The sequence below is a fragment of the Streptomyces sp. NPDC056948 genome, from assembly GCF_042674225.1.
Taxonomy (GTDB): Bacteria; Actinomycetota; Actinomycetes; order Streptomycetales; family Streptomycetaceae; genus Streptomyces; species Streptomyces purpurascens.
Window position 1 is genome coordinate 1 of the sequence record NZ_JBHUQX010000366.1, and the last position, 9,767, is coordinate 9,767.

At 73.3% G+C, this 9,767-nt stretch carries 10 protein-coding genes; 4 read left to right on the forward strand and 6 right to left on the reverse strand.

Annotated elements, in window-relative coordinates:
- Position 1: 1 nt before the first annotated feature.
- Complete coding sequence (lipB, locus tag ACFTZL_RS34335) at positions 2–823, reverse strand: lipoyl(octanoyl) transferase LipB (RefSeq protein ID WP_382591027.1); 822 nt, start codon at positions 821–823, stop codon at positions 2–4.
- 238 nt (positions 824–1,061) lie between these two features.
- On the opposite strand from lipB, the gene ACFTZL_RS34340 reads away from it, so the two are divergent.
- The gene (locus ACFTZL_RS34340) at positions 1,062–2,540 is read left to right on the forward strand and encodes a regulator (protein ID WP_382591030.1); all 1,479 of its coding nucleotides are present in this window, start codon (positions 1,062–1,064) and stop codon (positions 2,538–2,540) included.
- A 53-nt stretch (positions 2,541–2,593) separates the two neighbouring features.
- Here ACFTZL_RS34340 and ACFTZL_RS34345 read toward each other — a convergent pair whose 3' ends face one another.
- Both ACFTZL_RS34345 and ACFTZL_RS34350 read right to left on the reverse strand, forming a co-directional pair.
- Positions 2,594–4,000 carry an NAD(P)/FAD-dependent oxidoreductase gene (locus ACFTZL_RS34345; protein WP_382591033.1) on the reverse strand — a complete coding sequence of 469 codons (1,407 nt, stop codon included), beginning with the start codon at positions 3,998–4,000 and terminating at the stop codon, positions 2,594–2,596.
- A gap of 225 nt (positions 4,001–4,225) precedes the next feature.
- Positions 4,226–5,122 carry a TIGR01777 family oxidoreductase gene (locus tag ACFTZL_RS34350; RefSeq protein WP_382591036.1) on the reverse strand — a complete coding sequence of 299 codons (897 nt, stop codon included), beginning with the start codon at positions 5,120–5,122 and terminating at the stop codon, positions 4,226–4,228.
- A 71-nt stretch (positions 5,123–5,193) separates the two neighbouring features.
- Between ACFTZL_RS34350 and ACFTZL_RS34355 the strand changes: the two genes are divergently transcribed.
- A complete protein-coding gene (locus ACFTZL_RS34355) occupies positions 5,194–5,691 on the forward strand; it encodes a GNAT family N-acetyltransferase (protein ID WP_382591039.1) in 498 nt (165 codons plus the stop codon).
- Between the two features lie 22 nt (positions 5,692–5,713).
- Here the strand turns inward: ACFTZL_RS34355 and ACFTZL_RS34360 are convergent, their stop codons facing one another.
- Positions 5,714–6,898 carry a MarP family serine protease gene (locus ACFTZL_RS34360; protein WP_382591042.1) on the reverse strand — a complete coding sequence of 395 codons (1,185 nt, stop codon included), beginning with the start codon at positions 6,896–6,898 and terminating at the stop codon, positions 5,714–5,716.
- A 190-nt stretch (positions 6,899–7,088) separates the two neighbouring features.
- Here ACFTZL_RS34360 and ACFTZL_RS34365 point away from each other — a divergent pair, with 190 nt between their 5' ends.
- Positions 7,089–8,009, forward strand: coding sequence for a peptidoglycan recognition protein (locus ACFTZL_RS34365; protein ID WP_382591045.1), 921 nt, complete (start codon positions 7,089–7,091; stop codon positions 8,007–8,009).
- Complete coding sequence (locus ACFTZL_RS34370) at positions 8,006–8,200, forward strand: hypothetical protein (RefSeq protein WP_382591048.1); 195 nt, start codon at positions 8,006–8,008, stop codon at positions 8,198–8,200. Before ACFTZL_RS34365 ends, ACFTZL_RS34370 begins: the two co-directional genes overlap by 4 nt.
- Here ACFTZL_RS34370 and ACFTZL_RS34375 read toward each other — a convergent pair.
- Positions 8,190–8,711 carry a DUF4240 domain-containing protein gene (locus ACFTZL_RS34375; protein ID WP_382591051.1) on the reverse strand — a complete coding sequence of 174 codons (522 nt, stop codon included), beginning with the start codon at positions 8,709–8,711 and terminating at the stop codon, positions 8,190–8,192. The genes ACFTZL_RS34370 and ACFTZL_RS34375 overlap by 11 nt on opposite strands.
- Positions 8,712–8,764: 53 nt before the next feature.
- Positions 8,765–9,751 (reverse strand): helix-turn-helix transcriptional regulator, encoded by a 987-nt coding sequence (locus ACFTZL_RS34380; RefSeq protein ID WP_382591054.1) that lies wholly within the window; start codon positions 9,749–9,751, stop codon positions 8,765–8,767.
- Positions 9,752–9,767 lie beyond the last annotated feature (16 nt).

Below are 9,767 nucleotides of genomic sequence, written 5' to 3' on the forward strand. Positions count from 1 at the left end.
CTCAAGCGCCGGACGGGCTGACGGTTGCCGGTGTTTTCTCGATCTCCCGCGGCTTCAGCTCCGCGTTCCCCAGTACGTCCCTCAGGTGGCGCTCGACGACCGGCAGCACCTCGGCGATCGGCACGTCGCGGCCCAGTTCGTTCGCCAGGGAGGCGACGCCCGCGTCGCGGATGCCGCAGGGGATGATCCGGTCGAACCACTTGTTGTCGGGGTTCACGTTGAGCGCGAAGCCGTGCATGGTGACGCCCTTGGCCACGCGGATGCCGATCGCGGCGATCTTGCGGTCCTCGCGGCGCTGGCCCGCGTTGGACGGGGCGTACTCCGGGCCGTTCAGGCGCGGGTCGAACTCCTCGTCGTGCAGACGCGGGTCGAAGTCCAGGGCCAGCCCGCCGACGAGCGCGGGGCGCCGCTCGACCGGGTCGCCCAGGACCCACACGCCGCTGCGGCCCTCGACCCGGCTGGTCTCCAGGCCGAACTCCGCGCAGGTGAGGATCAGGGCCTCTTCGAGGCGGCGTACGTGCGCCACTACGTCCACCGGGCGGGGGAGCTTCTGGATCGGATAGCCCACCAGCTGGCCCGGGCCGTGCCAGGTGATCTTGCCGCCGCGGTCCACGTCGACGACCGGCGTGCCGTCCAGGGGCCGCTCGTTGTCCGCCGTGCGCCGTCCCGCCGTGTAGACCGGGGGGTGCTCCAGGAGCAGGACCGTGTCGGAGATCTCGTCGGCGAACCGGGCCGCGTGCACCCGGCGCTGCTCGTCCCAGGCCTCCTGGTACTCGACGGCCTCGTCACCGAACCCCATGCGGACGAACCGCAACCCACTCACGGCAAGCGCCTCCCTCGGACGGGTGTGTCAGGCACCTATCGCGCCCAAGCCACTGTACGTCCGGCCCGAACACGTCAGTCCCGGGGCCAATCCTCACACGATCGGATGAATGTCCGTGAAAATGTGTGATGGGGTGCTTACTCTCCGCTACATTCGCGCCGTCCAGCAAGCCAAAAGGCCTGCTCACACGCAATCCGGCACATCACCAACACCGGAAGGCAGGAGACCGCACCGCACCATGACGGAACGACCCGCGCAGCGCACCCCCAACCGACAGCTCGCCGCGCTCATCGCAGAAGCGGGGTTCTCCAACGCGGGACTCGCCCGTCGCGTGGACCAGCTCGGTCTCGAACACGGGCTCGACTTGAGATACGACAAGACCTCCGTCACCCGGTGGCTGCGCGGCCAGCAGCCCCGAGGCACCACGCCCGCCCTCATCGCCGAGGTCTTCACCCGGCGCCTGGGCCGCCGCCTCAGCGCCCAGGATCTCGGCCTGGACGCCTGCGCCCCGGTCTACGCGGGGCTGGAGTTCGCGGCCACCCCCGAGGAGGCCGTCGACATCGTCAGCGGGCTGTGGCGCAAGGACTCCGGCAGCCACGCCGAGCTGCGCAAGATCGCCTTCACCCCGGCCGGGCTCGTCGTGCCGAGCCGGGACTGGCTGATCGGCCGGGCCGACGAGAAGGTCGCCCGGGGCGAGCCGCCCGCCGCCCGCATCCCGGCCCAGGGCCGCACGCCTGTCCGCCTCCCGGCGACCGCCGAGCCGGGTGTACCGTCCCTGCCCCGCCAGCGCGGCCAGGCCGAGCGCGGACCCGGCCAGAAGGTCACCGCCGGTGACATCGCCGCCCTGCGCTCGGTCGGCGAGCTCTTCCGCACCCTCGACGACGCCTACGGCGGCGGTCACGCCCGCCAGGCCCTGGTGCGCTATCTGGAGCACGAGTGCGAGCCGATGCTGCGCGGCACCTACGGCGAGCAGACCGGCCGCCGGCTGTTCGCGGCCGCCGCCGACCTGACCCGGCTCGCGGGCTGGACGTCGTACGACATCGCCGCGCACGGACTCGCCCAGCGCTATTTCGTGCAGGCGCTCCGGCTCGCCCAGGCGGCCGGGGACCGGACGTACGGGGCGTATGTGCTGGTCACCATGAGCCGCCAGGCCGTCTACCTCGGGCACGGGCGGGAGGCCGTGCAGCTCGCCCGCGTGGCACAGCAGGGCGTCGGCACCTCCGCCCCGCCCGTCGTGCAGACGCTGCTGCACGCCTCCGAGGCGCGCGGGCACGGGGTGCTGGGCGAGGTCCGGGCCTGCACCGCGGCCCTGGTCCGCGCCGAGCGCGCCCTGGAGACGGCCCGGCCCGGGGACGACGTACCGCACTGGGCGAAGTTCTTCGACGAGGCACAGCTCGCCGACGAGTTCGGCCACTGCCACCGCGACCTGCAGCAGTTCCGCGCCGCCGCCCAGCACGCGGAACGCTCCCTGCAACTACGCGCCCCCTCCTACGCCCGCAGCCGCCTCTTCTGCCGCGTCGTCCTGGCCACCGCCCGCCTGGGCCTGGGCGAACTCGACCAGGCCTGCCAACTAGGAGCGGAGGCGGCGGGCCAGGCAGCGGAGATGCGTTCGGTGCGGGCGGTGGAGTACGTGAGGGACTTCGAAAGGAGACTCGAGCCGTACAAGGACGCGGCCCCGGTGCGGACGTACCGCGACAAGGTAGCGGCCCTTCTGTAGGGGCGCGGGGAACTGCGCGATCAACCCCCGCGCACCCGCAGCCGACGAATCACCTACGCAGCCCGAGGCACAGTCGGCAGCGGATCGGCAACATGCATGGACCGCCCCGCCCCCAGATCCGCCAAGATCGCCGCAGACGCCCGATGTCCAGAGTGCAAAGCCCCCTGGACCGTACTGGTATCGCGGTGATCCCCACACACATACAGCCCGGCGATCAACCGCACCGGCCGCCGCAGATCATGCGGCGGCCGCATCGCCGGCACGGCCTCCACGGTCTGGTGCACGGCCAACGTCTCCCACCGAGCCGTCGGCATCCCGTACAACCGCGCCAAGTGCATCCGCACCGCCGTGTCGACATCCCCCGGCGGCCGCCCCAGCACCGTCGAAGACACCAGCGCCCGCCCGGCCGGCGCCCGGGACGGATCGACACGGCTCACCACCGCCGTGTGCGCGACCGGCCCGCCGAGATCCGCGTCGAGCAGCAGCGACGCCCCCGTCTCCGGCGGCTCGTCGGTCGTGTGATGCACCACCGTCACCGGATGGAACTCCGGCACCCGCAGCCCGGGCAGCAGCTCGGCGGCGGCCCGGGCATCGGTCGCCACCAGGACCGCCCGGCAGCGGATCTCGCCGTGCTCGGCGGTGGTCACCGAGGTCGTGGAGACGGAGGTGACACGCACGCCGGTGTGCACCGTGCCCGGCGGCAGCGTGCGTGCCAGCAGCTCCGGCAGGGCCTCGGCGCCGCCCTCCGGTACGCAGAGCCGGCCGCTCGCGAAGGCCCGCAGCGCCAGGTCCGCGCACCGGCTGGACGTGGTCAGGTCCGGGTCGCACAGCAGGGCCGCGAGCAGCGGACGCAGAAAGCCGTCGATCGTACGGGCGGGCAGCCCGCGCGCCGCCAGGGCCTCACCGGCGGGCCGCTCCGGTCGGGCCAGCAGTCGTTCGGCCGGTGTACTCGCCAGCCGGGTGAGAGCGGCACCCAGCCGGGCCTGGTCGACGGCCGTGCCGAGCGGGGCGCCGGACCGGCTCCGGGGGACGGAGACCTGTCGGCCCGGTACGGCCACCGGCCTCCTGGGCGGCCTGGGCGCGGCCGGCGACCGGGGGGCGCTCGCCAGGGCGCGCACCGCATGGAGTGCGCCCCGTGCGCCCCCTGCGCCCGCCTGGACGCCCGCGCGATGGTGGCGTCCGTCGCCGTGCAGCAGGACACCGGGCGCGAAGGGGCGCAGCACCAGCCCGCCCAGGCCTGGTGTCAGTCGTAGTTCCGGATACGCCGTGGACAGCAACTGGCCGATGCGGTCGAGCCGGAAGCCGTCGACCTTCTCCGTCGCCATGCGGCCGCCGACCCCGTGGCCGGCCTCCAGGACCATGGTCGTCACTCCTGCGCGGGTGAGCCGGTTCGCGGCCGAGAGTCCGGCGACCCCGGCCCCCACGACGACCACGTCCGCCTGGTACGCGGGCTCAAGCACGTGCCCCTCCTCGAGGTTGCGCGGGCGCTGGAGACGTCATGCCCTCAACAGGCCGCAGGGATACGCGAGTTCTGGTCGAGGGTAGGGCTGTGATCGGTCAAATGGGGTCGCGCATCAACAGGGCACGGTCGCACGGTGGTCGCATACGGATGCCTTGTGGGCATGAAGTGGTCGCAGCGCGCTTGTGGGTGACTCGAAGAGCTGCCCCGGGACGGCCGGGAACCGTCACAGCGCCGCCCGGATCGCCCCCTCGATCTCCGGGAAGGCGAACCGGAAGCCCGACTCGAGCAGCCGCGTCGGCAGCACCCGGGCGCTGCCGAGCACATCCCCGGCCATCTCGCCGAGCACGCTCCGCAGGACGGGCGCGGGCACGGCGAACAGCGTCGGACGGTGCAGCACGCGTCCCATCACCTCGGTGATCTCACGGTTCGTCAGGGGGTTCGGCGCGGTGACGTTGAACGGCCCGGACAGACCGTCCGTGTCGATGAGATGCCGGATCGCGGCGACCTCGTCGTGCAGCGCGATGAACGACCAGTACTGCAGCCCGTCGCCCATCCGCCCGCCGAGCCCCGCCTGGAACAGCGGGAACAGCCGCCCCCACGCACCGCCGTCGCGGGACACGACCAGGCCGGTCCGCGTGAACACCGTGCGTACACCGGCCTCCTGGGCCGGTGCCGTGGCGCCCTCCCAGTCCACGCACAGCGAGGGCAGGAAGCCCTCACCCGCCGGTGCGCTCTCGTCGACGGTCCGGTCCCCGGTCTCGCCGTAGTAGCCCATGGCGCTGCCGTTCACGAAGACCCGCGGCCGGTCCTTCTCGTCCAGCGCGGCGACAGCCCCGGCGAGCGCCGCCGTGCCGTTCACCCGGCTGTCGCGGATCCGCCGCTTGTAGGCGTCCGTCCAGCGGCGGTCGCCGACCCCGGCCCCCGCCAGGTTCACCACCCCGTGGCAGCCGGCGAGCCCGGCCGCGTCCACCCGCCCGCCCTCCGGGTCCCAGCGGACCTCGTCCGCCGCCCGGGGCTCATGGCGCACCAGGCGCACCACCTCGTGCCCGTCCGCGGTCAGAGACCGCACCAGAGCGCTGCCGATCAGACCGGAGGCGCCGGTCACCGCGATGCGTCGCATGGCTCAATCTTGCCGGTCACCTCCGTAAAAGCCCCGTCGGGAACCGGTCTCGCCGACGTAACGTGACCGCCATGCCGACTCCGCACATACGACCCGCACGGCTCGACGACGAGGAGGCGCTGGGGCTGCTCGACCGCGCCACCTGGTCGCATCTGCACGCCGTCCAGCCCCGCCCCGAGCCGCCGTACGGTCCCTTCTTCTCCGAGCGGGACCCGTCGCAGGAATGTCTCGTCGCCGAGCTCGACGGAGCCGTGGCCGGCTATCTGCGGCTGGGGATCGCGACGTCGCTCGCCTGCAACGCCCATGTGCGGATGATCCGGGGGCTCGCCGTCGCGGAGGAGGCGCGCGGGCACGGCGTCGCCCGGGCGCTGCTGAGGGCGGCGGGGGAGGAGGCGCGACGGCAGGGGGCGCGGCGCATCACCCTGCGCGTCCTCGCGCACAACACGCCGGCCCGCAAGCTCTACGAGTCCGAGGGGTTCGTGGTGGAGGGGGTCCTGCCGGAGGAGTTCTTCCTCGACGGGGCGTACGTCGACGACGTCTTCATGGGGCGCTCCCTGCCGGCCGCCTGACCGGATGCCACCCGACCGGGCGTCATGACGCGGCGAGATCCCCCGTGTCCACCGGGGTCGTCGAGTCCGCCGCCCGTCGCGCGTCCGAGGCGACCTCGGCCGCCGTCAGGACGTAGCCGGTCTCGGCGTCCGACGTGGAGCGGGCGAAGACGACGCCGTAGACCCGGCCGTCGGTGGTGAGGAGAGGGCCGCCGGAGTTGCCGGGGCGGACGGTGGAGCGGATCGAGTAGATCTCGCGGGTGACCGTCCCGTCGTTGTAGATGTTCTGGCCCGTCGCCCGCACGCGGTTCGCGACCGTCGCCCCCTGGAGGTTCAGGTCGCCGTCCTCCGGATAGCCCGCGACGACCGCCGAGTCGCCGCGCTCCGCCGCGTCGTCGAACCGCAGCACCGGGGCCTTCAGACCCGGCACGTACAGCACGGCCACGTCCTTCTGCGAGTCGAAGAGCACCACCCGCGCCTCGTACGTCCGCCCGACCCCGCCGATCTGCACGGTCGGCTCGTCGATGCCGGCCACCACATGGGCGTTGGTCATCACGTGCTCCCGGGAGTACACGAACCCGCTGCCCTCGCGGCCCTGGGTGCCGGCGACGCCCTCGACCTTCACCGTGCTCCGCTTGGCGGCGCTGGTGGCGGCCGCTGTGACACTGTCACCGGAGGGCGCGGCGACCTCGGCGGTCGACTCGTTCTCGAACGGGTTGAAGACCTGCGGGAAGCCCGCCTGGGTCAGCGCTGACGTGGCCCCCGAGAACCAGTCCGGCGTGGTGTCCGGCATCGTCCGCTGCACGGCGTCGAGCAGCCGCGAGTCCCGGATCGCCGAGGTGACCAGCGGCGACGAGGACACGCCCAGGACGCTCGCGGCCACCCACGCCACGATCAGCACGGCGACGGAGTTGGCCACGGCCCCGCCGATCCCGTCCGCCACTCTGAGCGGCCCTCTGTCCAGCTCCCGCCGCAGCCGCAGCGCGAGGCGCCCCGCCAGCTCGTGCCCCACCACCGCCGGGAGCAGCACCGTGAACACCGCTGTCAGCGTCGCCCCCGTCGTCCCCGGCGTCACCAGGTCCATCACCCACGGCAGGACCCACACGCCGATGGCCGCGCCGCCCACGAAGCCCGCCAGAGACACACAGCCGGCCACCAGCCCGCGCCGGTACCCGGACGCCGCATAGGCCAGGACGACCAGCAACAGCAGGATGTCGAGCAGGTCCACGCACGCCGCCTTTCATTCGGAACCCCTTAGTACGTGGGGGGAGGGCCCGGTGATCAGTCACACGCGCGCGGATGATCAGAACCGGCCACGCGTCCGTGCATCCGGAAAAACGTCGCGGACCGTGACGATGGTTCCACCGGGTGGCACATCACACATCGCGGACGGACCGGATCGGGTCGACAGTGAGCACATGCGTGTCTTCCGAAGACGGCGGGGTGCGCGCAGGCCCCGCGCCGCCAGGACACCCGGCATAACCGGCCTGCCGCGCGCCGCCCGGGTGGGCCTCGGCTGCCTGCCGGGCCTCTCCGCCGCCGTCGCGCTGGTGCTGTGCGCCTACGGCGTCGAGAACGCCGCCGAGACCGCCCCACGGGCGGCCGCGGCCCGCCCCGACGCCAAGCCCTACACCGCCCCCCGGCCGCACATCGTGCCCCGATCGCACTGGCTGGGCGACGCCGCCCGCAAGCAGCCGCGCCCCCGCTACGACGCCCGGGTCGGCGCCGTGTTCGTCCACCACACCGACACGCCCAACGGCTACGACTGCGCCGACGCGCCCCGCATCATCCGGGACGTGTACACCGGCCAGACCGGCACCCGCGACTGGGACGACATCGGCTACAACTTCGTCGTCGACCGCTGCGGCACCATCTACGAGGGCCGCGCCGGCGGCGTCGAGCGTGCCGTGACCGGCGCCCACACCCAGGGCTTCAACCACGGCACCACGGGCATCGCCGCCCTCGGCACCTTCACCGCCGGCATGCCCGTACCGCGGGCCATGATGCACGCCATCGCCGCGCTGTCCGCCTGGAAACTGGGCCTGTCCGGCACCGACCCGCGGGCGAGCGTCCGCCTGGTCTCCAGCAACGGCCTGAGCCGGTACGCGGCCGGCACCTCCGCGAAACTGCCCGCCCTCGCGGGCCACAACGACGGCTACATGACGAGCTGCCCCGGCGCCGCCCTGCACGCCCGCCTGCCGGAGATCAGAGAGCTGGCGGCCCGTCTGCAGCACCGGCCGAAGGACCCACAGCAAGGCCACAGCCGGCGCGCAGTGTCCTCAGATCCCGGCCCCCTACGGTCACCCTCACAGGCAGCCGACCGGAGGTGGGGACCATGAACAACGGTCGTACGAAGAACCCGCACACCTGGAGCGCGGCCACGCGCGGCCCCTGGGCGGTGCTCTGCGCGGTCGCGACCGTCGTCCTGGGCCCGGCGGCGGCCACCGCGTCCGCCCTCGACCAGGCCAACGCGGCCCCGCTGCACCACGCGGTGAAGTCCGGCACCCGGAGCCTGGCAGTCAGCCCCTGAAGCGCTCCCACAGCCGGGGATAGCGCTCGGCGAGGAGCCGCTCGTTCTCGAAGTCGAGCGAGGTGCCCTCCGGTTCCGGGGGCGCGGGCGGGATCTCCAGATCGGGGGCGACCACGCCGGTGAGCTGCTCGTAGGCCTCGTCCGCCGCGTAGCCGAGTTCCTCGCCGTCGCCGTCGATCTCCTCGTCGAAGTCGTCCAGCAGCTCGGCGAGCGAGTCCGGGTCGTGCACGGCGCCCTCGAAGACATGGCGGCCCTGGCCGATCAGCCAGCACCGGAAGAAGTCGAAGGCATCGTCGCTCGCCCCGTCGAGCAGCACCCACGCGGCGCCCCACAGGTCCCATCGGTAGGCGCGGTTGTAGCGCGACTCGAAGTGACGGGCGAAGTCCAGGACCGAGTCCGGATCCCGCTGCGAGAGCCGCTCCACGAGCAGGTCGGCCTGTTCCTCCGGGTCGCCTTCGGCAGCCTCGCGAGCGTCGTCGACCAGCTCCCAGAACTCCGTCTCGTCCATCACGGGACAAGCATCGGCCCTGGGGCACACGGGCGCACCCGGAGTGCGCGGGATCGTTATGCGGGGGGCTCGGGGTGGTACAGCCCCGCCAGCCGCAGCGCGTCCCCCGCGAACCGCTCGCGCAGGCCCTCGGGCGCCAGCACCTCCACCTCCGCGCCGAGCGCCGTCAACTGCGTGTGGGCGACCTCCTCGGACTCCACCGGCAGAGCCACCGTCACCCATCCGTCGCCGTCCGGACCGTCCGCGTCCGCCAGGGCCTCCCTCGCGGACAGCGCGTCGAGGGCGTACGGCAGTCCGCGCACACCGTCGGGGGACAGCCGCACCACCACCCGCGCCCGCAGGATGGACCGGGCGAACTGTTCGGCCCGCTCCTCCCAGAAGGCGGGCAGCTCGAACTCCGGCTCCCGCTCGAAGCGCTCCCCGCCCGGGTCCACCGCCGTGAACCGGTCGATCCGGTACACCCGGAAGGACCCGCCCCCGGCCACCCGCGCGCACAGATACCAGGTGCCCGCCTTCAGCACGAGCCCGTACGGCTCCAGCTCCCGGACGACCTCGTCCTCCCCGCGCCGGTACCGCGCGACGACCCGCCGGTCGTCCCACACCGCGTCGGCGACGGCAGGCAGCAGCGCGGGCGTCCTCGGCTCCTTGAACCAGTTCGGCGCGTCCAGATGGAACCGCTGCGCCGCCGTCTTCGAGGCGTCCCGCAGGGACGGCAGCAGAGCCGCCGACACCTTGAGCTGAGCGGCCGAGGCGGCGTCCTCCAGGCCCATCTCGCGCAGCGCCCCCGGCACCCCGGACAGGAACAGCGCCTCCGCCTCGCCGCGGTGCAGCCCGGTCAGCCGCGTCCGGTACCCGCCGACCAGCCGGTACCCGCCGGCCCGGCCCCGGTCCGCGTACACCGGCACGCCCGCCTCCGACAGCGCCTGGGCGTCCCGTGTCACCGTCCGCTCCGACACCTCCAGCTCACGGGCGAGCTCGGCGGCCGTCATGGCGGGCCGGGACTGCAGGAGCAGCACCATCTTGATGAGCCGGGCAGCACGCATGGGCACATCATGCAGC